This is a genomic window from Aeromonas sp. MR19, from assembly GCF_963899305.1.
Lineage (GTDB): Bacteria > Pseudomonadota > Gammaproteobacteria > Enterobacterales > Aeromonadaceae > Aeromonas > Aeromonas bestiarum.
In genome coordinates this window covers 1,035,418-1,058,318 of sequence record NZ_CAWQWZ010000011.1, presented here as the reverse complement: position 1 = coordinate 1,058,318, position 22,901 = coordinate 1,035,418, and the positions used below count along the sequence as shown (strand labels likewise).

Below are 22,901 nucleotides of genomic sequence, written 5' to 3'. Positions count from 1 at the left end.
TATACCAGAAGCGACCGTCGGTCATAGTCCGACGTGCCATCTGGTCTGGTTTTTTATCCATCGGGAGCCGTCGTCACGCCGGGAAACGACGTGACGACGGGCACCCGGCGGTGGCTCACCCGAGGTGAGCCAGCTGGTGTCAGGGGACGATAAAGGCTTGCTCCAGCCCCCCCTGACGGATCTGTTCCAGCAGGCTTGCCTGCTGATCGGCGGCGACCGGTCCCAGCAGGACCCGGAAGATGGCGCCGTGGGCCACCACCTGATACGGCACGCCGTAGCGCTGGGTCATCACCTTGCCCATGGCCTCGGCTCTGGGCTGGGAGCCACTGGCCAGCACCTGGATCATCTTGCCGTCGCCACTGCCGGCGGGGGCGGCCGCCTTGGCCGGTGCCGGTTTGGCGGGTTTGGCCGCGGGAGCCTTGACGGGGGCCGGTTCAGCTGCGGCCGGCGTGGCCATGGCGAGCGCGGTCGGTTCACCCAGAAAACCCTCCTGCGCCGCAGCCTGCGGAGCGGCCGGGGTCGCCGGGCTCTGCGCCGCTTGCATGGGCTGCATCGTCATCATGGGCACCATCTCGACCATCTGATCCGGCTTGTCGTTGATCAGCTCCAGCCGCACGCGCGCCTCGCCGCTCTCCACCATGTCCAGCTGTTTGGCGGCGGCGTAGGAGAGATCGATGAGGCGAGTGCTGTCGGACGGGCCGCGATCGTTGACCCGCACTATGGTCTCCAGCCCGTTGGTCAGGTTGGTGACCCGCACATAGCTCGGCAGCGGCAGGTTGCGGTGGGCGGCGCTGAACAGCTTGCTGTCCAGCACGTCACCGTTGGCGGTCTGCTGACCGTCCAGATCCTGGGCCAGCCAGCTGGCGGTGCCCTCTTCCGTGTAGTGCTTGATGTCGCGCCACACCTCGTTCTTCTGCTTGCCTATCCAGTAGTCCCGGTTGCCGCTGGCACTCAGGGGCTCGGGACGCGGAATGGCGCCCGTGGCTTGCGGGATCTCGATGACCTGGGGTTTTTCCTGCTGGACGGGTTCCTGCGGCAGGGGAGCCTGTTCCGGCTGGCTGCTACAGGCGGCCAGCAACAAGCTCAGGCTGAGCGGGAGAAGTTTGTGGCTGTAATGCATACGCTTCCTGGATTGCTTGACTGAGTTGATGCACCGCCATCGCATAGAGAGGGCTGCGGTTATAGCGGGTGATCACATAAAAATTGTGGCGCGCGACCCAGTATTCCGGTCCATCGGCCTGTTCCAATGCCAGCAGTTTCACCGGCGTGTCGGGTGTCAGCGGGGTGGCGAGTTCAATCCCGGCGGCGGCCAGCTCTGCCCACTGCTGTTTGAGCTCGGGTTCGGGCCGAAGCAGGGTACTCACTGGCACCAGCCCGATCAAGGCGGGCTCGACGGCCGACTCGCCCCAGCGCCACTGGTGCAGGGCGAAATAGTTGGCGACGCTGCCGATGGCATCCACCGGATTGGCAAACAGATCCCGCTTGCCATCTCCGTCAAAATCGACCGCGTAGTGGCGGTAACTGGAGGGCATGAACTGCCCCATGCCCATGGCGCCCGCGTAGGAGCCCTTCAGGCGGGTGAGTGGCCACTTCTCCTCTTTGGCCAGCAGCACCAGCTGGGCAAATTCCTTGGCGAAGAACTCCTCGCGCGCTGGGTAGTGAAATCCCAGGGTGTAGAGGCTGTCGAGCACAGAGTGGCGGCCCATCTGGCGGCCGTAGAAGGTTTCTATGCCTATGATGGCGACTATGAGGGAGGCGGGCACCCGGTAGTGCTGCTCGGCCCGCGCCAGGGCATCGGCATGGCGTTGCCAGAAGCTGACCCCGTCCTGTATGCGGGCCTGGGTCACGAACAGGGGCCGGTAGCTGTGCCAGGGCCTGGCTTCCCACGGCTTGCTGATGGTGTCGAGTATCTCCTGGCGCAGCCGGGCCTGCGCCGTGGCCGCCTGCAATTCGGCCAGCGGCACCTGCTGCTGCTCGGCCAGCAACGCCAGCCGCTCGGGCACATGGGCTGCACTCGCCGTCAGCGAGCACAGGGAGAGCGCCAGCCAGGCACCTCTCATCAGGCCAGCAGCCTTCTGTGGGTCTGGATGGACATCAGGATGCCGAAGCCGGCCATCAGGGTCACCATGGAGGTGCCGCCGTAGCTCACCAGCGGCAGGGGCACCCCCACCACAGGCAGTATGCCGCTCACCATGCCCATGTTGACGAACACATAGACGAAGAAGGTGAGGGTCAGGGCGCCACCGAGCAGGCGCTCGAAACTGTTCTGGGCCTGCATGGAGATAAACAGGCAGCGGCTGATGATGTAGAGATAGATCACCAGCAGCAGGGCGACGCCCACCAGACCGAACTCCTCGCTGAACACCGCGAAGATGAAGTCGGTGTGGCGCTCGGGCAGGAATTCAAGCTGGGACTGGGTGCCTTGCAGCCAGCCCTTGCCAAAGACGCCGCCGGAGCCGATGGCAATCTTCGACTGGATGATGTGATAGCCGCGGCCGAGCGGGTCTTTCTCCGGGTCGAGCAGCATCAGTACCCGCTGGCGCTGGTAGTCGTGCATCAGGAAGAACCAGAGCACCGGCATGAAGGCGCAGATGAGCAGCACCGCCAGCCCGATCAGCCACCAGCTGATCCCCGCCAGGAAGATGACGAAGAAGCCGGAGGCGGCCACCAGGATGGATGTGCCGAGATCGGGCTGGGCCGCGATCAGCAGGGTGGGCAGCAGCACCATCACCAGGGCGATCACCACATGGCTGAACTTGGGGGGCAGCGAATGGCGGCTGAGCCAGGCGGCCACCATGATGGGCATGGAGAGCTTCATCACCTCGGAGGGCTGGAACTTCATAAAGCCGAGATCCAGCCAGCGCTGGGCGCCCTTGCCGATATGGCCGAACACGTCCACCGCGATGAGCAGCAGCACCACCACCACGAACAGGGGCACGGACCAGCGCGCGTAGAGGGAGGGGGGGAGCTGGGCCATGCCTATCATCAGGGCGAAGGCCAGGCCGCCACGCACCAGCTGGCGCACTATGGAGTCCACGCTCTGACCGGAGGCGGAGTAGAGCACCACCATGGAGAGGGACATCAGGGCCAGCAGGCCGAGAAACAGCGGCAGGTCGATATGCAGCCGGTACCAGATGCTCTGTCGCTGCGCGGAATTACTCATGGGAAACGGCCTCGCGTGATGGGGACGGCTGCTTGGGAGCGGGTGGCAACTGGGGCTCTGGTGGCACCAGATAGGCATCCAGCATCTGGCGTGCCACGGGCGCGGCCATGCTGCTGCCGCCCCCGGCGTTCTCCAGCACCAGGGCCACCACGGCCTTGGGTGCCTCGAACGGGGCGAAGGAGACGAACAGGGCGTTATCCCTGTGCTCCACCTTGGTGGTGGCCGCGTTGTAGACCTGGTTCTCTTTCAGGCCCACCACCTGGGCGGTACCTGACTTGCCCGCGGCCTTGTAGGGCGTGTTGGCAAAGGCGCGGCGCCCTGTGCCTTCATTGCCGTTGATGACGCGCCACATGCCGTCCTTGGCCACCTGCCAATAGGCATCGTTCTTGGCCTTGAGCGCCATGTTCGGGTTGACGGGGGCGTTGACCACCCCATCCAGCGAGGCCGTGCTCTTGAGCAGGTGCGGCGTCACGTCGTGACCGTTCTGGGTCAGTATGCTGATCGCCTTGGCCAGCTGGATCGGGGTGGCGCTCCAGTAGCCCTGACCTATGCCGATGGAAATGGTGTCACCCTGATACCAGGGCTGGCGCCAGCGTGCCATCTTCCAGTCGCGAGAGGGCATCACCCCTTTGGTCTCCTCGTACAGATCCACCCCGCTGTACTGACCGAAACCGAACTTGGTCATGTAGCTGTGGATCTTGTCGATGCCGACTCGATAGGCGAGATCGTAGAAATAGGTATCCGCCGACACCTCGATGGCGCGGTAGACGTCGAGCCAGCCGTGGCCCCAGCGGCGCCAGTCGCGAAACTTCTTGGTGGTGCCGGGGATGGAGAAGCTGGGGCCGCCGAAGTAGCGGTAGTTGGGGGTGATGGCCCCCTCGTTCAGTCCCATCACCGCCATCATGGGCTTGACGGTGGAGGCGGGGGCATAGATGCCCTGGGTGGTGCGGTTTACCAGCGGACGGGCCGGATCGTTGAGCAGCGCCGAATAGTTGGTGTTGGAGATGCCGGTCACGAACAGGTTGGGGTCGTAGCTCGGGCTCGACTCCATGGCCAGGATGGCGCCGGTATTGGGATCCATCATGACGATGGCGCCCCGGCGACCGGCCAGCAGTTGCTGGGCCTTCAGTTGCAGGCGAATGTCGATGTTGAGGTAGATGTCCTTGCCGGGCTCCGGCGGCTGGAACTTGAGGGTCCGTACCACGCGGCCGCGGTTGTTGACCTCGACCTCCTGATAACCGGCCACCCCGTGCAGCTGATCCTCGTAGTACTTCTCCACCCCCTGCTTGCCGATATCCTTGGTGGCGGCATAGTTGGCGAGCTTGTCCTCCTTGTCGAGGCGCTCCACGTCGCGGGTGTTGATCTTGGCCACGTAGCCCAGCGCATGGGTGAGGGTGTCACCAAACGGATAGTAGCGCTTGAGGTAGGCCTCTATGCTGGCGCCCGGATAGTTGTGCTGGTTGACCGAGAAGAGCGCGACCTGATACTCGGTCAGCTTCTCGAACAGGGCCACCGGCTTGAAGCGGCGCTGGCGTTTGACCTCGGCCAGGAACTTCTCCTTGGTCCCTTCCGGCAGGGCCAGCAGGGTGATCAGCTCGTCGGCGGTCTTGTCCAGGTCTTTGGTCTCTTCCGGCACGATTTCGAGACTGTAGACGGGGCGGTTCTCCGCCAGCAGCACGCCGTTGGCGTCATAGATGAGGCCCCGTGGCGGCGCCACGGGCACGACCCGGATCCGGTTGTCGTTGGAGCGGGTCTGATAGGTCTCGAAGGATTCGACCTGCAGGTAATAGAGATTGCCCAGCAGCACCAGCATCAGCACTATCATGCCGATGTAGGCGACCAGGGTGCGTCGGAAGAAGAGGCGACCCTCGGCGCTGTGGTCGCGCATTTCGATGCGATTCTTCAGCATGCCGCTACCTTATGACAGACGAAGGGAGAAGACAAAAACCCCATGGGTTATTCCCTGTGATACGGGTGATATAAGGGGGTGATGCGCCAGATGTGCATGGTTCATTCCCTGTGATACGGATGATTGGTGGTAATGCTCCAAGCGCGGTAGAGGCTCTCGGCCACCAGCACCCGTACCAGCGGGTGGGGCAGGGTCAGCGGCGACAGCGACCAGCTCTGCTCGGCGGCGGCCTTGCACTCGGGCGACAGCCCCTCCGGGCCCCCGACCAGCAGCGCCACGTCACGACCATCCAGCTTCCAGGCTTCCAGTTGTACGGCGAGCTGCTCCGTGGTCCAGGGTTTGCCGGGAATATCCAGGGTCACTATGCGCGAACGGCCGGCGGCGGCCAGCATGGCTTCCCCCTCCTTTTGCAGGATGCGGGGAATGTCGGCATTTTTACCGCGCTTTCCGGCGCCGATCTCGACCAGCTCGAACGGCATGTCTTTGGGGAAACGGCGACGGTACTCTTCGAAGCCACGCTCTACCCAGGCAGGCATCTTGGTGCCCACTGCAATCAACTGGATCTTCATCGTTTGTTACACTTGTGCTCTGTTATTGCGCATTCACTTGAGCGGTAGCGCCCCAGAGTTTTTCCAGTTGGTAGAAGTCGCGATATTCGTCCTGCATCACGTGCACTATGACTTGCCCCAAGTCCACCAGTACCCATTCCCCCGTGAGCTGGCCTTCCACGCTCAGCAGATCGAGCCCGGCATGGCGAGCTTCGCTGGCCAGGTGATGGGCGATGGCGCTGACGTGGCGACTGGAGTTGCCGGAACAAACGATCATGGTGTCTGTGATGCTGGATTTACCGCGCACATCGAGGGTGATGATGTCGCGGCCTTTCATGTCATCGATCTTGTCGACGATAAAGGCATGCAGTTCTTGGCCTTGCAATGATCTTCTCCTGTGTTCCGACGCCTGAGGGCGGCGGATTATATCATGGTCACTCCCGTTTCCCAGTCCGGTGAAGGGGAGTGGAACGGGGGCCGTGCCCGTGTGGCAAACCGGGCCCCTGTTGATCAATATAGTGCGCAACCGGCCGGGACAATAGTCGGCGCCGGTTGTGGTCAGCTTGGCTGGTAGAGGCCTTGCTGGCGAATGTAATCGGCCACCGACGGCGGCAGCAGGTAGCGGGGATCCTCCCCGGCCGCCAGCAGGGCTCTGAGCCGGGTGGCCGACAGCTCGATGGGCTGGTTGTCCGCCAGCCAGATATGGCCGGCAAGGCGCCGGTGCAGCGCGGTGGCATCCGTGGTGTGATGGCGAGCCAGCAGCTCGGCAACTTCCCCCGGGTAGTCAGGTTGCCAGCCCGGCCGCACGCTCACCACCAGATGGGCATAGTCGAGCAGCTCTTGCCAGCGGTGCCAGCTCGGCAGGCCGAGCAGGGAGTCCATCCCCATCAGAAAGCAGAGCGGGGTGCCCGGCAGCGCTTGCCGCAATTCGATGAGGGTGTCTATGGTCCAGGAGGGGGTGTCCCGCTTCAGTTCCCGCTCATCCACCACGAATCCCGTATTCTCCGCCGCCGCCAGCTTGACCATGGCGAGGCGCTGCTCGCTCGAACAGAAGGGGTTGGCGCGATGGGGCGGTATATGGTTCGGGATCAGCCGGATTTCGGCCAGCCCTATAGCGTCCCGCGCCTCTATGGCCGGGCGCAGGTGGCCGATATGGATGGGGTCGAAGGTCCCGCCCAGCAGCCCGATAGGTGGCTTCAGCATGAGCAGTCCTCAGCTGGAAGGGAACCTATGTGGATGGGGTCTAAGGTGGCTCGGGCCAGCAGGTCGATGGGGGCCTTCAGCATGCGGCGGGTTCCAGCAGGGGCAGCGGCGTACCATCGCGAAAACCCAGGGCCAGGGTCTGCAACATCAGCCAGGCCTGCTCGGTGTCGAAGCGACGCTGGGCGTCGTCAAGCCGGGCCATCAGCTGCCACAGCTGCTGCAACTTGGTGAAGGGCAGCCGGGTCAGGGCCTGCTGGATCAGCTGCTGGCGGCTCTGCCAGATGCGCAGGCGGGAGAAGTGCTCCACCAGCGGCTGGCCGGCTCTGGCGGCCAGGGCCAGCTCGGTGAGCTGCTCCAGCTCGCGGCATAGGGCCCAGGCCAGCATGCCGGGCTCTGTACCCTCGGCGCGCAGGGCCAGCAGGATGCGCTGGGCCCGGTTCACCTTGCCCTCCAGCAGGGTATCGATGAGCTGGAACGGCGTGAAATGGGCGTGGCGTATGATGGTCTCTTGCAGATAGGCGACGCTGATGGGCTGGGGCGGTGCCAGCAGGGTCAGCTTCTCTATCTCCTGGCTGGCGGCCAGCAGGTTGCCCTCGTAGGAGTGGCACATGAAGTTGATGGCATCCGGCAGCGCCTTGAGGCCGAAACGCTGGAAGCGGGCGCTCATCCAGCGCGGAAAGAAGCGGGGCTCGGGGTGATTGACCGGCACATAGGTGCCGTTCTGGCTGAGCTTGTCGAACCAGGCTGCCTTCATCTGGGTCTGGTTGAGGCGACCGCCGCTCAGTACCAGCAGCAGATCCGGATGCAGTTGCTTGCCAATTTCAGTGATGCGGGCGGCCAGATCCTTGTCGACCTTGGCCGGCAGCTCCAGCTCTATGATCTGGCGGGCGGAGAAGAGGCTCATGGCCTGACAGGCATCGTAGACCTGATTCCAGTCCAGTCCCTGCTCCACCACGAAAGTATGGCGCTCATCGAACCCCTGCTTGCGGGCGGTCTGACGGATGGCGTCGATGGCTTCCAGCTTGAGCAGAGGTTCGTCACCAAAAACGAGATAGCAGGGTTTGAGCCCTGCCTTGAGATGATCCGCAAACTGCTCGGGATAGACTCTCATCAAGATACTCGCATCAGAACTTGACCTGGCTCAGTTGGCGGATCACCAGGCTGGCGGCCTGCTCCTGCATCTCCTTGCCAAGCTGCTCCTGCTCGCGGGAGGAGGCCAGTGCCGCATCCGGCTTGTTCAGGAAGCTGCGGTTGAAGGTGATGGGGAAGACCTGGGTCGGTTTGCCCGGCATGGAGACGGTGAACTGGGTGTTGTAGCCCAGCACGTACTCACGGGCCTGGCCTATGGAGTCGACCGAGGCAACCTGACTGGTACTGCCGACGCCGGACAGGGTCAGCACAGGTATGCCCTCCTTGTCGGCGAGCTTGACGCCAGCCGCCTTGAGGCGGGTGGTGACCAGCCGGTAGAAGTCGCTCTTGTTGTCACCGACCACCTTCATGGTCATCAACTCGGGCGGGATGGCCGTGCCTCGCATCTGAAAACCGCAAGCCTGCAGCAGCAGGCCCATCAGCACTATGGCCATCCAGCGAATGAGGGGGGTGCCCATATGAAATCCTCTTTGCATTAGGGGAAAGCGGCGGGCGCAGGGCCCGCCGTTATCATCCGTTTGTCGTTACCGCTTGGCAACCAGGCAGTCAGCTTGCGTTGCCACGCGATATGGCATCAGTTGGCCACTATGTTGAGCAGTTTGCCCGGCACATAGACCACCTTGCGAACGGTCAGGCCATCGGTGAACTTCTGCACAGAGGCATCGGCCATGGCCAGTTTCTCGACGTCGGCCTGGCTTATCTCGGCCGGCACTGTCAGCTTGCCGCGCATCTTGCCGTTGATCTGCACCACCACCAGCTTCTCGGTCTCGACCATGGCGGCCTCGTCGGCCACCGGCCAGGCGGCGTGGTCCAGGTCGTCGCCCTTGCCCAGCATCTTCCACAGCTCGAAGCCGATGTGCGGGGTGATGGGGGAGAGCATGACCACCACGGCTTCCAGCGCTTCCTGCATCAGGACGCGATCCTGCTCGTCGGTGCCGAGCTTGGCCAGGTTGTTCATCAGCTCCATGATGGCGGCGATGGCGGTGTTGAAGGTCTGACGGCGACCCACGTCATCGCTCACCTTGGCGATGGTCTTGTGCAGTTCGCGGCGAACGGCTTTCTGGTCGGCACTGAGGGCAGCCACATCCAGCGCCGGGGTAGCACCGCCACTGACGTGTTCGAAGGTGATGCGCCACAGGCGACGCAGGAAGCGCTGGGCCCCCTCAACGCCGGAGTCGGACCACTCCAGGGTCATCTCGGCTGGCGAGGCGAACATCATGAACAGACGGACGGTATCGGCGCCGTAACGCTCCACCATCAGCTGGGGGTCTATGCCGTTGTTCTTGGACTTGGACATCTTGGTCATGCCGGAGTGGATGACTTCACGGCCCTCAAGGTCGATGGCCTTGGTGATGCGACCCTTGTCGTCACGCTCGACCTTGACGTCAACCGGGCTGACCCAGACGTTGCCGCCCTTCTCGTCTTTGTAGTAGAAGGCGTCGGCCAGCACCATGCCCTGGCAGAGCAGGCGCTTGAACGGCTCATCGCTGTTCACCAGCCCTGCGTCACGCAGCAGCTTGTGGAAGAAGCGGGCGTAGAGCAGGTGCATACAGGCGTGCTCGATGCCGCCTATGTACTGATCCACCGGCAGCCAGTGGTTGGCGGCAGCAGGATCCAGCATGCCCTTGTCGTAGTCCGGGGAGCAGTAGCGGGCGTAGTACCAGGAGGACTCCATGAAGGTGTCGAAGGTATCAGTTTCCCGGAACGCTTCCTGGCCGTTATAGGTGGTCTTGGCCCACTCGGCGTCGGCCTTGATCGGGCTCTGGATACCGTCCATCACCACGTCTTCCGGCAGCAGTACCGGCAGTTGATCTTCCGGGGTCGGCACCACAGTACCGTCGGCCAGGGTCAGCATGGGGATGGGGGCACCCCAGTAACGCTGACGGGAGACACCCCAGTCGCGCAGACGGAAGTTGACGGTGCGCTTGCCCTTGCCGATCGCTTCCAGCTTGCTGGCGATGGCATCGAAGGCGGCCTGGAACTCGAGACCGTCGAACTCGCCGGAGGCGAACAGCACGCCCTTGTCGGTGTAGGCGGCCTCGATCACGTTCGGCGCTTCACCGCCAGCCTGCTTGATGACAGGCTTGATCTCGAGACCGTACTTGGTGGCGAACTCATGGTCGCGCTGGTCGTGGGCCGGAACGGCCATCACGGCGCCTGTGCCGTAGTTCATCAGCACGAAGTTGGCGACCCAGACCGGCACCTTGCGGCCATCCAGCGGGTGAATGGCATAGAGGCCGGTGGCCATGCCCTTCTTCTCCATGGTGGCGAGTTCGGCTTCGGCCACCTTGGTGTTCTTGCACTCGTCGATAAAGGCGGCAAGCTCGGGGTTACCGGCGGCAGCCTGCAGGGCCAGCGGGTGACCGGCGGCTATGCCGACATAGGTGACGCCCATCAGGGTATCGGGACGGGTGGTGTAGACCTCGAGGTCGCCAGCCTGATCGGCGACCTGGAAGTGGATGTTGACCCCTTCGGAGCGGCCAATCCAGTTGCGCTGCATGGTCTTGACCATCTCCGGCCAGCCTTCCAGATTGTCGATATCATTCAACAGCTCTTCGGCATAGTCGGTGATCTTGATGAACCACTGGGGGATCTCTTTCTGCTCCACCGGGGTGTCACAGCGCCAGCAGCAGTTGTCGATCACCTGCTCGTTGGCCAGCACTGTCATGTCATTCGGGCACCAGTTGACGGAGGAGGTCTTCTTGTAGACCAGACCCTTCTCGTACAGCTTGGTGAAGAACCACTGTTCCCAGCGGTAGTAATCCGGTTTGCAGGTCGCCAGCTCGCGATCCCAGTCATAGCCCAGACCCAGCATCTTCAGCTGGTTCTTCATGTATTCGATGTTTTCGTAGGTCCAGGGCGCCGGTGCCGTGTTGTTTTTGACCGCGGCGTTCTCCGCCGGCAGGCCGAATGCGTCCCAACCTATGGGTTGCAGCACGTTCTTGCCATTGAGGCGTTGATAACGGGAGATCACATCACCTATGGTGTAGTTGCGAACGTGCCCCATGTGTAGACGACCAGACGGATAGGGGAACATGGAGAGGCAGTAGAACTTTTCCTTGTCTACTTTCTCCACCGCCTTGAAGGTTTTCTTGGCATCCCAGTGCTTTTGCACTGCTGGTTCTATGGATTGGGGAACGTATTGCTCTTGCATTGGTGACATCCGGATCTGTGAAATGAATAGATAAATCAGCTGGGAAATCGCAATAGAATACCCATATCCAGCGGCGGCAACAACCGCCAGCATCCGTCAGGCCTTATGCCGGGCATGATCAGGGTTCAGTAGAGGAGTAACGACCATGGACAAACGTCAAAAAGGGTACGAAGCCTTCATTGCAGAGCTGCAGAAGCAGTGGCAAGAGACTGAAGAGTTCCAGGGGGAGCGCCTCAACCGGATGATCGCCAAGGTGCAGGCCTATCTGGAGGCGGCCGGCGACCTGACCCAGGATGAGCTGGCGCTGATCGCCGAGTACGTGAAGCGGGATCTGGGCAACTATGACGAGGGGCGTGCCGAGGTGGAGGAGTCCGCCTTCATGCTGGCGCTCAAAGATACTGCCTGGTCCTGGCTGGCGGACGTGACCGACCGCGCCCAGGTGGAGTGGCGCGAGCTGGCGGACGAGCTGGAGCACAAGGGCGTCTACGAGGCGGGTGACTGGGTGGGCCTCGGCGTCATGGTGTGCGAGCAGTGCGGCTGGCGCCATACAGTGCTGCACCCGCAACCGCTCGATACCTGCCCCGAGTGCGGCGGCCACGAGTATCACCGCGAGCCGCTCTCACCCTGATCCCGTCAGACAACCAGATGAAAAGAGGCGCCCAGGGGGCGCCTCTTTCATTCAGCGACGAACCGGAGAGCCGGTTCAGAGCTCGCGGGCCCAGGGGTGGGCACGGGGGCGCAGCGCCAGCGCCAGACCGAGCAGCAGGGCGGTCAGCCCGTACAGCGGCCAGCTGCCAAAGCGCAGGTAGGGGGTCGAACCGTGGGCGGGACGCACCTCGGCTCTCAGCACCCCGGCCTCGAACTGGGGGAGCTGGGCTATGATGCTGCCGTCGATCTCGGTGACGATTGTGATGCCGGTGTTGGTGTCGCGCAGCAGCGGGCGAGCCAGCTCCAGCGCGCGCATGCGGGCTATCTCCATGTGCTGCCAGGGGCCGATACTGGTGCCGAACCAGGCATCGTTGGAGACGGTCAGCAGGAAGTCGGTATCCGGCTGCACGTTGCGGCGCACCTCGTCCGGGAAGATGATCTCGTAGCAGATGGCGGCGGCGAACTTGAGCCCCTTGGCGATCAGGTTCGGTTGCTGCTCATTCCCGCGGCTGAAGGAGGACATGGGCAGGTTGAAGAAGGGCGCTATGGGGCGCAGCAGATCTTCAAACGGCACGAACTCACCGATGGGCAGCAGGTGGTACTTGTAGTAGCGGTTCGGGTGCTCGTAGTGATAGGACTCCTTGCCGTCCGCGTCCTGTACCCCCATGCCCAGCACGGTATTGAAGAAACGCTGCTGCTCGAAATCGTAATGAATGATGCCCGCCAGCAGGCCGGTGTCATTCACCTTCATCGCCTTGTCCAGGCTCTCCAGGTAGTTGCCCATCTCCTTCTCGATGGCCGGGATCGCCGATTCCGGCCAGATGATGATGTCGGCATCCTGGTTCTCGCGGCTCAAATCCTGATAGGTGTGCACCGTCGGCACCAGCGCCTCGGGATCCCATTTGAGGGACTGCGCTATGTTGCCCTGCACCAGGGCGACCTTGACCGGCTCGCCTCGGGTCACCCAGTTGAGCTGCATCAGCCCCTGAGCGGCACCGATCAGCGCGACGGGCAGCAGCAGCCAGACCGGCTTGCGGCTCTGCCACACCAGCCAGAGGGCGGAGGCCGACAGCAGCAGCGCCAGCGTGATGCCCTGCACCCCCAGGATGGGGGCCAGCCCCTTGAGCGGCCCGTCGATCTGGCTGTAACCAAACCAGAGCCAGGGGAAGCCTGTCATCACCCAGCCGCGCAGCCAGTCTGCCACCAGCCAGAGCGCCGGGAAGGCGAGCAGCCAGCGGCTCCAGTGGCGACCGCTGAAGAAGCGGGCGAAGGCCCAGCAGGCCAGGGTCGGGTAGAGCGCCAGATAGGCCGACAGGCCGGCCAGCAGCACGAAGGCGACCGGCAGCGGTATGCCGCCAAACATGGTCATGCTGACGTGGATCCACCAGAGCCCCGGCAGGAACAGCCCCATGGCATAGCCAAAGCCGCGCCAGGCCGCCTGTTTGGGGCTGGCCTTGTCCAGCAGAGCATAGAGGCCGAGCAGGGACGGGATCACCAGCGGCCAGTAGTTGAAGGGGGAGAAGGCCAGCACGGCGAGCGCGCCGGATGCCATGGCACAGAGGCTTGTCAGGAGTTTCGATTTCACGGGCAATAGAGGCTCGGATTGGACTGCAACAGGTTGATTGGCCGGTATCTTAACCTGTAAATGCGGTCAACGGCGAGCCTCCCGGCTGTGGCGGGCGCAACCGGGCTGGGATTGGGAAATAAAGGGCGGTCTGCCGGGCAGGGGATGACGTGCGGGGTCGGAGGGTATGGTTGCCTTGCCCCGTGGCAAATGGCAAGCGCCCCGACGAGCGGGGCGCTGATGCTTCACGGCTGGCCGGGGGCCGAGCTGGATTTACTGGGCTTCAGACTGGGCCGCGACATGGTTGTCGGGGATCTTCACCTGCAGCTGCTGCAGGCGGCGCCGGTCGGCGTGCATCACCTTGAACAGGTAGCCGTCCAGCTCTATCTCCTCGCCCTTTTTCGGCAGGTGGCTGAAGGCGTGCATCACCAGACCGCCCACGGTATCCACCTCTTCATCGCTGAACTGGGTGCCGAAGAAGTCGTTGAAATCCTCGATCTCGGTGAGGGCGCTGACCGAGAAGACCCGTTTGCTGATGCGGCGGATCTCGTCCGGCTCATCTTCGATGTCATCAAACTCGTCGTCGATCTCGCCGACGATGAGCTCCAGTATGTCTTCAATGGTCACCAGACCCGAGACGCCACCAAACTCGTCGACCACGATGGCCATGTGGTAGCGCTCTTCACGAAACTCCTTGAGCAGACGGTCGACCCGCTTGCTCTCGGGCACGATCACCGTAGGGCGCAATATTTTCTCGAGCTGCAGCGGCTCGCTGGCATGGTGGCCGCCGAAACCGAACGGCAGCAGATCCTTGGCGAGCAAGATGCCCTCCACATGATCCTTGTCTTCGTTGATCACCGGAAAGCGGGAGTGACCGGATTCGATGATCACCGGCAAGATGTCGTCCACCGGCTGGGACTTCTCTATGGTGACCATCTGGGAGCGGGGGATCATGATGTCGCGAACGCGCAGCTCGGCAATTTCGAGCACGCCTTCAATCATGTCCTTGGTGTCCTGATCGATAAGATCGCGCTCCTCGGCATCGGCTATCACATCCACCAAATCGTTGCGGTCTTTTGGCTCGCCCTGGAAGAGTTGGCTGAGTTTGTCGAGCCAGGTTTTCTTCGGCGAGCCGGTACTAGGGTGATCGTCGGTCATTTTTTCTCTTGGTTACTCTCTTGAACACATTTGAAATTGTCTTGGTGATATAAGGATGGCCATCGGCTGTTTCAAGACGATGACTCTCCCGTCCTTTACGCTTTTACTCTTCGTCGTTCAGATAAGGATCGGCAAAACCGAGTTCCTGCATGATGCCGCGTTCAAGACGTGGCACCATCTCTTCGGCTTTGTTCTCCTGTCTACTCTGTTACTTCATCGTCCTGATAAGGATCGGCAAAACCGAGCTCCTGCATGATGTCGCGCTCCAGGCGTGGCACCATCTCTTCGGCTTTGTTCTCCTGTCTACTCTGTTACTTCATCGTCCTGATAAGGATCGGCAAAACCGAGCTCTTGCATGATGTCGCGCTCCAGCTGCTCCATCTCTTCGGCTTCCTCATCCTCGATATGGTCATAACCTAGCAGATGCAGACTGCCGTGCACAACCATGTGGGCCCAGTGGGCCTCCAGCGGTTTGTTCTGCTCGACGGCCTCCTGTTCCACCACCTGGCGGCAGATGACGAGATCGCCGAGCAGCGGCAGTTCCATGCCGGGTGGCGCCTCGAATGGGAAGGAGAGCACGTTGGTGGGCTTGTCCTTGCCGCGGTAGGTGAGGTTGAGCTCGCGGCTCTCCGCCTCGTCGACGATGCGCACCGTCACTTCGGCCTCGGTCTGGAAACCGAGTATGGTGCCGTCAAGCCAGCCTTGCAGCTTGGTTTCGCTCGGCAGATCTTCCGCCTGAGCGCAGGCCAGTTGCAGATCCAGGGTCACACTCATTGGGCACTCTCTTTATTGGCTTTGGCAGGGATGGACTCGGCCTGTCTGGCGTCGAACGCCTCATAGGCCTGCACTATGCGGGCCACCACGGGGTGGCGTACCACGTCTTTGGATTCAAAGAAGTTGAACGACAGGCCGTCGACCCCTTGCAGCACTTCCAGCGCGTGGCGCAGGCCGGACTTGGTGCTGCGCGGCAGATCCACCTGGGTGATGTCGCCGGTGACCACCGCCTTGGAGTTGAAGCCGATGCGGGTCAGGAACATCTTCATCTGTTCCGTGGTGGTGTTCTGGGCCTCATCCAGGATGATGAAGGCGTCATTGAGGGTGCGACCGCGCATATAGGCGAGCGGCGCCACTTCGATGATGTTGCGCTCCATCAGCTTCTCGACCCGCTCGAACCCCAGCATCTCGAACAGGGCATCGTAGAGCGGGCGCAGATAGGGATCGACCTTCTGGGAGAGATCGCCGGGCAGAAAACCCAGCTTCTCGCCTGCTTCCACCGCCGGGCGGGTCAGCAGGATGCGGCGTATCTCCTGACGCTCCAGCGCATCCACGGCGGCGGCCACCGCCAGATAGGTCTTGCCGGTACCGGCCGGGCCTATGCCGAAGCTGATGTCGTGCTGGACTATGTTGGCGATGTACTGCGCCTGATTGGGGCTGCGCGGCTTGATGAGGCCGCGTTTGGTCTTGACCGTCACCTCCTTGCCATAAGGAATGCCGGCGGCCGGTTCGTCGTCCTGCTCCAGCACCCGCGACTCCTGAATGGCCAGGTGCACCATGTCGGGCACTATGTCGGTCACCTTGCCGCCCTTGAGGGGCTGGGTTTCCACATAAAGGTGCTTGAGGATGACGGCCGCGGCATCCAGCTGGGCCTGTTTGCCAACCAGCTGGAAGTGGCTGTCACGGTAGCTGATCTCGACGCCGAGGCGGCGTTCCAGCTGCTTGATGTTGTCATCGAAGGGACCGCACAGGCTGGCGAGGCGCCGATTGTCGGCGGGCTCCAGATGCAGGTTCAGGGTCGAGATGTGTCGGCTCAAAATATCCTCGTTTTGACGCAGTGCCCATCAGGCCAGGCCGGATGGGCACGAAGAGATTAGTGGGGAGTAAACGCGGCAACGCCCAGCTCGTCCGGTATGTTATCCGGGCGGTCGGATTTAACCAGGATCTCGCTTGGGGTGGGGGTAAACGCAGCAACGCCCAGCTCGTCTGGTATGTTATCCGGGCGGCGGGCCAGGATCTCGCGCGGGGCGGTGGCGATGCGCAGATTCATCTCATCCTCGCCGCGGATAAAACGACCGCGCAGGGAGTTGGGACGCACCTCTGTGATCTCCACGTCGGCAAAGCCGCCGATCAGGGTGTGCTGCCCCTCGAAGTTGACCACCCGGTTGTTCTCGGTGCGGCCACACAGCTGCATGGGGTCGAGCCGGGACGGCCCTTCCACCAGGATGCGCTGGGTGGAGCCCAGCATGGCGCGGCCAATCTGCATCGACTGGTTGTTGATGACATGCTGCAGGCGGGCCAGGCGGGCCTTTTTCACTTCCATGTCGACGTCGTCTGGCATGTCGGCGGCCGGGGTGCCGGGGCGCGGGCTGTAGATGAAGCTGAAGCTCATGTCGAAGTTGATCTCTTCGATCAGCTTCATCGTGGCCTCGAAATCCTCGTCCGTCTCGTTCGGGAAGCCGACGATGAAGTCGGAACTCATGGTGATGTCGGGACGGGCGGCGCGCAGGCGACGGATCTTGGACTTGTACTCCAGCACTGTATGAGGGCGCTTCATCATGGTCAGGATACGGTCGGAGCCGCTCTGCACCGGCAGATGCAGGAAGCTGACCACTTCCGGCGTGTCCTTGTAGACCTCTATGATGTCGTCGGTGAACTCGATCGGATGGCTGGTGGTGTAGCGAATGCGGTCTATGCCATCGATGGCGGCCACCAGTCGCAGCAGCTCGGCGAAGGAGCAGATGCTGCCATCGAAGGTCGGGCCCCGATAGGCGTTGACGTTCTGGCCCAGCAGGTTCACCTCGCGCACGCCCTGTTCGGCGAGCTGGGCGATCTCGTAGAGCACGTCGTCCATCGGCCGGCTCACCTCCTCGCCACGGGTGTAGGGCACCACGCAGAAGGAGCAGTATTTGGAGCAGCCTTCCATGATGGAGACGAAGGCGGTGGCGCCTTCGGCACGGGGTTCCGGCATGCTGTCGAATTTTTCGATCTCGGGGAAGGCGATGTCCACCTGGGCACCGCGCCCTTCCTGCACCTGCTTGATCATGGCGGGCAGGCGATGCAGTGTCTGTGGACCGAAGACGATATCCACATAGGGGGCGCGAGTGCGAATGTTGTCCCCCTCCTGAGAGGCGACACAGCCACCCACGCCGATCACCAGACCGGGCTTGTTGGCCTTGAGTTTTTTCCAGCGTCCCAGCTGGTGGAACACCTTCTCCTGTGCTTTTTCGCGGATGGAGCAGGTATTGAGCAGCAAGACATCTGCCTCTTCGGGCTCCTCGGTCAGTTCATAGCCATTGCTGGCATCCAACAGGTCGGCCATCTTGGACGAGTCGTACTCGTTCATCTGGCAACCCCAGGTTTTAATGTGAAGTTTCTTGCTCATTGCTTCTCTTGACTTGTTTTGAAATCGGCATGGTCAAAGGACCGGGTATTTTACTCCGCAATCTGGATACTGCCTAGCTAATATCCAGCCCGTCATGGGTCTCTCTCCCTCCTGGACAGCCGCTATTTGCTCGGGCTTTCTCCTTGATTTGGCGCGGCAATTCGCAATTTGTCTCACTGTTTCTGCCGGTCCCTTGCGGTATCATGTCCCCATTCGGTTTTACCCCGCCAACCCTTGTCCGGGGCGTCCCCTTTCAGGAATCAAGTTATGGAACAGTGTGATATCGCCATCGTCGGCGCCGGCATGGTCGGCGCCGCCACCGCCTGTCTGCTGGCGGCGCAGGGCCTCTCCATTCGGGTCATAGAGACCCAATTGCCCGAGCAATACGCCCCACAGCAGCCGTTGGATCTGCGGGTCTCCGCCATCAGCCAGGCCTCGGTGGCGCTGCTGGAGCAGGCCGGTGCCTGGCAACACCTGCAGCAGATGCGGCTCTGTCCCTACCGCCGGCTGGAAACCTGGGAGCTGGATGGTTTTTCCACCCGCTTCGACGCGGCCGCTCTCGGCCTGCCCCAGCTCGGTTACATCATAGAGAACCGGCTGGTGCAGCTGGCCCTGCTCAAGAGGATGGAAGATTTCCCCACTATCCAGACCCATACCCCGGCGGCGGTGACGAGTCTGCGCCAGCGCGCCGATGAGGCGGTGCTGACCCTGGACGATGGCACAGAGCTGGCCGCCCGCTGGGTGCTGGCCTGCGACGGCGCCGAATCCCAGATGCGCCGGCTGGCGGGCATAGGCGTGTCGCGCTTCGAGTATCGTCAGCACTGCATGCTGATCAATATCGATACCGACTTCGAACAGGAAGACATCACCTGGCAGCAGTTCACCCCGAGCGGCCCGCGTGCCTTCCTGCCGCTGCCCGGCCGGCACGGCTCCCTGGTGTGGTATGACAGCCCGGCCCGCATCCGCGCCCTGTCGGCCATGAGCAACGAGAAGCTGGGGGAGGAGGTGCATCGCCACTTTCCGGCTCGGCTCGGCGGCTTCACCGTCACGGCCAAGGGGAGTTTCCCGCTGGTGCGGCGCCACGCCAACGACTATCACGCCGGTCGGGTGCTGCTGCTCGGCGATGCCGCCCACACCATCAACCCGCTGGCGGGGCAGGGGGTCAACCTCGGCTTCAAGGACGTGGCCTGCTGGGCCGGGTTGCTGGAAAAGGCGGGCGCCGACTGGCATCAGCCGGCCCTGGCGGAGCGCTACGAGCGTCGCCGTCGTCCCGACAACCTGTTGATGCAGTCGGGGATGGATCTCTTCTATGGTGTGTTCAGCAACGAGATAGGGCCGCTCAAGCTGGCCCGCAATCTGGCCCTCAATCTGGCGGACAAGGCAGGCCCGCTCAAGGAGATGGCGCTGCGCTACGCATTGGGGCTGGTATAAGGCGCCGGGCACCATCACGAGGGAGCAGAGATGATGAACAAGGCACTGCTGGCGATCGATTTTATCAACGACATAGCCCATCCGGACGGGCGCATCGCCGCCTCGGCGGCCCATGTGCTGGAGCAGGATGCCATCACCCATGCCAATCAGGCGCTGGCCCATGCCCGTGCCCACGGCTGGCTGGTGATCCTGATCAAGGTCGGCTTTGACGGCGGCTACCTGCTGCAACCCAAGGGGTCTCCCATGTTTGGTCGGACCAATCAGTTTGGTGCGCTCTCCCTGGCGGACAGCGGCACCGACTTTCACCCCGACCTCGACGTGCAACCCGGCGATCTGGTGCTGACCAAGCCCAGGGTCAGCCCCTTCTATGGCACCGCGCTGGAGCCGGCGCTGCGGGCCAATCGCATCGGTCACCTCTATCTGTGCGGGGTCAGCACCAGCTGGGCCATTCAGGCTGCGGCCCGGGACGGCCACGATCGGGACTACGCCATCACCATACTGGAGGATGCCTGCGCCGCCGCCGACGCCAGCGAGCACCAGGGCTCGCTGCGGATGCTAGGCCGCATCGCCGAGATCATCAAGGTGGCCCAGCTGGCGTGATCCCGCCGGTCAAGGCTGTTTTCGCTCACTATTTTGACATTTTGTCGCCAGTCCCCTGTTGAGCCGGCGCCGTTTTAGGGCAACATGGAGTCAGCATTGATGGCCACAAGGATGAGGCATGCGTTATCAGGGACGGATCGCGAGCTGGAACGAGGCGCGAGGCTTCGGCTTTATCACGCCGGAGCAGCAGGGGGGCGAGCAGCAAGGGCGCGAGCTGTTCGTGCATATCTCGGCGCTGCAATCCGATGGCCGGCTGCCCGAGGCGGGGGAGCGGGTCTCCTACCAGATAGGCAGGGGCAAGGACGACAAGCCCAGGGCCGTGCAGGTGTTCTTTCCCGACCGGCCGCTGTCGCTGGCTGATACCTCAGCGCCCCCCTTGCCCGGCAAGGACGCGGTCCGCCGACCCGCGGCCAGGGGAGCACAGCCAGCCGTTTCGTCCAGGCCCGGCCCTGGCCCCTCCTATCGCCGCAAGAGCAACTGGCGCGGCAAGTTGATCCCCCTGCTGGTGCTGGCGGGTCTGTTTTCTGTCTACTCCCGCTTCTCGGCCGAGTCGATGGCCCCCTTGCCGGTTTCCTCTTTCAGTCAGGAGGAGGCCGGCAGCTCATACAGCCCCACCTTCGTCCGTCAGTGCGACGGTCGGCAGTACTGCTCCCAGATGACCTCCTGCGAGGAGGCGACCTGGTTTTTGCAAAATTGCCCCAATACCAAGATGGATGGCAGAGGGAGAGGCAATGGCATTCCTTGTGAAAGTCAGTGGTGTGGTCACTGAGCCCGGCCTGTTCGCTCGCCGCCGCGACTAAGTCGTGTGGCCACTGAGGCCGGATTGATCAATTGTTGCCGCGACTAACAGGTTGATAATCAAGGGCTCTTTTATCCTGAAGGGTCATCACGGTCGGGGAGAAGGGGCCATCCCCTTGTTCCTCTGTGGCCGGTGACGGCATTTGGCTAAGTGAGTCAGGGCTGCTTTACTTCTGGTGATGACTCATTTGTCTCTAATTTTTGCTTGGCGTTTTCATTTCAGGATGACGGTCATGGTGGATGATTTTCGGGGCTCTCTGTTTCACTTTTCCGATCGGGCGCAATACCTGTCTGCGCTGCTGAACTCGCTGGAAGACCAGATATCCGTGATTGATCGGGATGGGGTGATCCACTATACCAATCTCGCCTGGAACCGGTTTGCCGAGCAAAACGGCATGCCGCCAGGGTACAACTGGCTGGGGGTCAACTATCTGAGGGTGTTCGACAGCCTGGTCGATCCTCTGGTTCTGATGGCGGCAGAGGGGATCCGCCGCGTGCTGTGTGGTGAGCAGGAGCACTTCTCTCTGGAGTATCCCTGCCACAGCCCGGATATCCAGCGCTGGTTCATGATGCGTGTCTCTCCCGTGCTGGGGGTGGATGTCGAGTTTTACACCATAGCCCACATCAACATCACGGAGCGCAAGTTGCAGGAGCTGGACGTGACCCACCTCTCCCAGCACGACCCCCTGACCGGCCTGGCCAACCGGCGTCTGTTCAACAGCTTCCTGCATAACGAGTGGCGCCGCAGCATGCGGGAGCGTACGCCCATCTCCTTCATCATGCTGGATCTGGACAACTTCAAGGCGTGCAACGATCGCTTCGGCCATCAGGTCGGGGATGATTTCCTGCTGCAGGTGGGCCACCTGCTCAACGCCTTTTGCCAGCGGCCAGCAGACTTGCCAAGTCGGTTCGGGGGCGATGAATTTGCGCTGGTCCTCGGCAATACCGGCAAGGAGGCCGCCTTGCGGATGGGGGAGGCGATCCGCCTAGGGATCCACGCCTTGAGTACCGAGGAGGCGGGTGATGCCCGACTCAGTGCCAGCATCGGCATTGCCACCCAGATCCCTGAGCAACTGCCGGGCTCGGAGAACGAGCTGCTGGCAGCGGCCGACATGGCGCTCTATATGGCCAAAAAGGGGGGCAAGAATCGCTGCCACAGCGTCGGCTGTCCGCCATTACCCGCCCCTTGAGCACCACAGCCCCTTGATGGGGCTTTTTTTTGCGCATAAGCCGCCTCAGCGCTCGGGCACGGCCGAGCATGGCGTGGGATGCGCCGCCATGACCAGTTGCAGGAAACGATCGCGGATGGGATCGGCAAATGCCGGATTCCAGACCAGGCTGATTTCCCATTCTGACCAGGGGCCGGACAGGGGATAGAGGGTAACATCCTGGCCCGCAATGAAGCTGACGCTGCGGGGCAATATGGCGTTGCCTATGCCGGCGGCCACCAGGGCGACCAGAGTCTGGATATCTTCCGCCTCCTGCACCATGCCGGTCAGCCGGTTGGCGCCGAGGAAGCTGGCGATCTGCTGGCTGAGGCCCGGGCAGCGGTGCCCGACCATCTGCAACAGCGGTTGATGGGCCAGCGCCCACTCCACGTCGAACGCAGCCGGATCCGGCCCCGTCATCTGGCTGGGCACGGCCAGCACCAGCCGGTCGGTCAGCAGCCTGTGCTCCCGCAGTTGCGGCGCGTGCGGCCGGCGCATGAATCCCAGCTGCAACTGACCCGACAGCAATCGCTCGTGCTGGATGGCGGAGGTCATGTCCTGCAGATGCACCATCACATCGGGTACCTGCTGCTTGAAACGGGCGACCAGCGAAGGGGCCAGCGCGAAGCTCGACAGCCCGAAGCCAATTTTGAGCCGCCCGGCTATGCCGCTCGCCAGCGCCAGGGCGTGGCGCTCAAACCCCTTGCCGTGTTCGACCAGTGCGCTGGCCTGGGTGAGCAGCTGTGCCCCCATGGCGGTCAGTTCGGCGCCGTGGCGCCCCCGGTTGAACAGCGTGCTGCCTAGCGCCAGCTCCAGCCCCTGGATCTGCTTGGTCAGTGCCGGCTGGGTGATGAACAGCCGGCTGGCGGCCTCCCGGTAGTTGGCGGTCTCGGCCAGCATCACGAACGCCTGCAGTTGCCTCAAGTCGAATTTCATTCCATTTGGTTATCCAATGTGGCGATTTATTGATTATAAATTATCTAACCGCC

20 protein-coding genes and 1 pseudogene are annotated in these 22,901 nt (G+C 62.5%); 5 read left to right on the top strand and 16 right to left on the bottom strand.

Going from position 1 to position 22,901, the window contains the following annotated elements:
- Positions 1-139 precede the first annotated feature (139 nt).
- The 10 genes from AACQ95_RS10520 to leuS all read right to left on the bottom strand — a co-directional run bounded on the left by AACQ95_RS10520 (position 140) and on the right by leuS (position 11,126).
- A complete protein-coding gene (locus AACQ95_RS10520) occupies positions 140-1,120 on the bottom strand; it encodes a septal ring lytic transglycosylase RlpA family protein (RefSeq protein WP_241278544.1) in 981 nt (326 codons plus the stop codon).
- Positions 1,062-2,060 carry a lytic murein transglycosylase B gene (gene mltB, locus AACQ95_RS10515; protein ID WP_241278543.1) on the bottom strand — a complete coding sequence of 333 codons (999 nt, stop codon included), beginning with the start codon at positions 2,058-2,060 and terminating at the stop codon, positions 1,062-1,064. The genes AACQ95_RS10520 and mltB overlap by 59 nt, the downstream gene beginning before the upstream one ends.
- Complete coding sequence (rodA, locus tag AACQ95_RS10510) at positions 2,060-3,163, bottom strand: rod shape-determining protein RodA (RefSeq protein WP_043135747.1); 1,104 nt, start codon at positions 3,161-3,163, stop codon at positions 2,060-2,062. Before rodA ends, mltB begins: the two co-directional genes overlap by 1 nt.
- On the bottom strand, positions 3,156-5,072 hold the full coding sequence (gene mrdA, locus AACQ95_RS10505) for a penicillin-binding protein 2 (protein ID WP_043555091.1): 1,917 nt from the start codon (positions 5,070-5,072) through the stop codon (positions 3,156-3,158). Before mrdA ends, rodA begins: the two co-directional genes overlap by 8 nt.
- A gap of 101 nt (positions 5,073-5,173) precedes the next feature.
- On the bottom strand, positions 5,174-5,641 hold the full coding sequence (gene rlmH / locus AACQ95_RS10500; RefSeq protein ID WP_042034723.1) for a 23S rRNA (pseudouridine(1915)-N(3))-methyltransferase RlmH: 468 nt from the start codon (positions 5,639-5,641) through the stop codon (positions 5,174-5,176).
- Positions 5,642-5,663: 22 nt separating this feature from the next.
- Positions 5,664-6,005, bottom strand: coding sequence for a ribosome silencing factor (rsfS, locus tag AACQ95_RS10495; protein ID WP_043135742.1), 342 nt, complete (start codon positions 6,003-6,005; stop codon positions 5,664-5,666).
- A gap of 173 nt (positions 6,006-6,178) precedes the next feature.
- Complete coding sequence (nadD, locus tag AACQ95_RS10490) at positions 6,179-6,823, bottom strand: nicotinate-nucleotide adenylyltransferase (protein WP_043135740.1); 645 nt, start codon at positions 6,821-6,823, stop codon at positions 6,179-6,181.
- A gap of 76 nt (positions 6,824-6,899) precedes the next feature.
- Complete coding sequence (gene holA, locus AACQ95_RS10485; RefSeq protein WP_241278542.1) at positions 6,900-7,934, bottom strand: DNA polymerase III subunit delta; 1,035 nt, start codon at positions 7,932-7,934, stop codon at positions 6,900-6,902.
- A 13-nt stretch (positions 7,935-7,947) separates the two neighbouring features.
- Positions 7,948-8,430 (bottom strand): LPS-assembly lipoprotein LptE, encoded by a 483-nt coding sequence (locus AACQ95_RS10480; RefSeq protein WP_042867584.1) that lies wholly within the window; start codon positions 8,428-8,430, stop codon positions 7,948-7,950.
- 116 nt (positions 8,431-8,546) lie between these two features.
- Complete coding sequence (leuS, locus tag AACQ95_RS10475; RefSeq protein WP_241278541.1) at positions 8,547-11,126, bottom strand: leucine--tRNA ligase; 2,580 nt, start codon at positions 11,124-11,126, stop codon at positions 8,547-8,549.
- A gap of 145 nt (positions 11,127-11,271) precedes the next feature.
- Between leuS and AACQ95_RS10470 the strand changes: the two genes are divergently transcribed.
- Entirely contained in the window at positions 11,272-11,754 is a 483-nt protein-coding gene (locus tag AACQ95_RS10470) for a zinc ribbon-containing protein (RefSeq protein WP_043135733.1), read from the top strand.
- Positions 11,755-11,829: 75 nt separating this feature from the next.
- Here AACQ95_RS10470 and lnt read toward each other — a convergent pair whose 3' ends face one another.
- The 5 genes and pseudogenes from lnt to miaB form a co-directional block, all read right to left on the bottom strand.
- Positions 11,830-13,326 (bottom strand): apolipoprotein N-acyltransferase, encoded by a 1,497-nt coding sequence (gene lnt, locus AACQ95_RS10465; RefSeq protein ID WP_157774610.1) that lies wholly within the window; start codon positions 13,324-13,326, stop codon positions 11,830-11,832.
- 285 nt (positions 13,327-13,611) lie between these two features.
- A complete protein-coding gene (gene corC / locus AACQ95_RS10460; RefSeq protein ID WP_042034712.1) occupies positions 13,612-14,496 on the bottom strand; it encodes a CNNM family magnesium/cobalt transport protein CorC in 885 nt (294 codons plus the stop codon).
- Positions 14,497-14,799: 303 nt separating this feature from the next.
- The gene (ybeY, locus tag AACQ95_RS10445) at positions 14,800-15,270 is read right to left on the bottom strand and encodes an rRNA maturation RNase YbeY (protein WP_241278540.1); all 471 of its coding nucleotides are present in this window, start codon (positions 15,268-15,270) and stop codon (positions 14,800-14,802) included.
- Positions 15,267-16,307, bottom strand: a complete 1,041-nt coding sequence (locus AACQ95_RS10440; protein ID WP_241278539.1) for a PhoH family protein — start codon at positions 16,305-16,307, stop codon at positions 15,267-15,269. Before AACQ95_RS10440 ends, ybeY begins: the two co-directional genes overlap by 4 nt.
- Before the next feature lie 140 nt (positions 16,308-16,447).
- Positions 16,448-17,875: pseudogene (gene miaB / locus AACQ95_RS10435) on the bottom strand (tRNA (N6-isopentenyl adenosine(37)-C2)-methylthiotransferase MiaB); the annotation flags it as partial.
- 267 nt (positions 17,876-18,142) lie between these two features.
- Between miaB and AACQ95_RS10430 the strand changes: the two are divergent.
- The 4 genes from AACQ95_RS10430 to AACQ95_RS10415 all read left to right on the top strand — a co-directional run bounded on the left by AACQ95_RS10430 (position 18,143) and on the right by AACQ95_RS10415 (position 21,894).
- Complete coding sequence (locus AACQ95_RS10430; protein ID WP_241278538.1) at positions 18,143-19,306, top strand: FAD-dependent monooxygenase; 1,164 nt, start codon at positions 18,143-18,145, stop codon at positions 19,304-19,306.
- A gap of 33 nt (positions 19,307-19,339) precedes the next feature.
- Positions 19,340-19,906: a cysteine hydrolase family protein gene (locus AACQ95_RS10425; protein ID WP_241278669.1), complete on the top strand. Its 567-nt coding sequence runs from the start codon at positions 19,340-19,342 to the stop codon at positions 19,904-19,906.
- A gap of 118 nt (positions 19,907-20,024) precedes the next feature.
- Positions 20,025-20,675 carry a cold-shock protein gene (locus tag AACQ95_RS10420; protein ID WP_241278537.1) on the top strand — a complete coding sequence of 217 codons (651 nt, stop codon included), beginning with the start codon at positions 20,025-20,027 and terminating at the stop codon, positions 20,673-20,675.
- A gap of 262 nt (positions 20,676-20,937) precedes the next feature.
- Complete coding sequence (locus AACQ95_RS10415) at positions 20,938-21,894, top strand: sensor domain-containing diguanylate cyclase (protein ID WP_241278536.1); 957 nt, start codon at positions 20,938-20,940, stop codon at positions 21,892-21,894.
- Between the two features lie 45 nt (positions 21,895-21,939).
- Here the strand turns inward: AACQ95_RS10415 and AACQ95_RS10410 are convergent, their stop codons facing one another.
- A complete protein-coding gene (locus AACQ95_RS10410) occupies positions 21,940-22,848 on the bottom strand; it encodes a LysR family transcriptional regulator (RefSeq protein WP_043555101.1) in 909 nt (302 codons plus the stop codon).
- Positions 22,849-22,901: the final 53 nt, after the last annotated feature.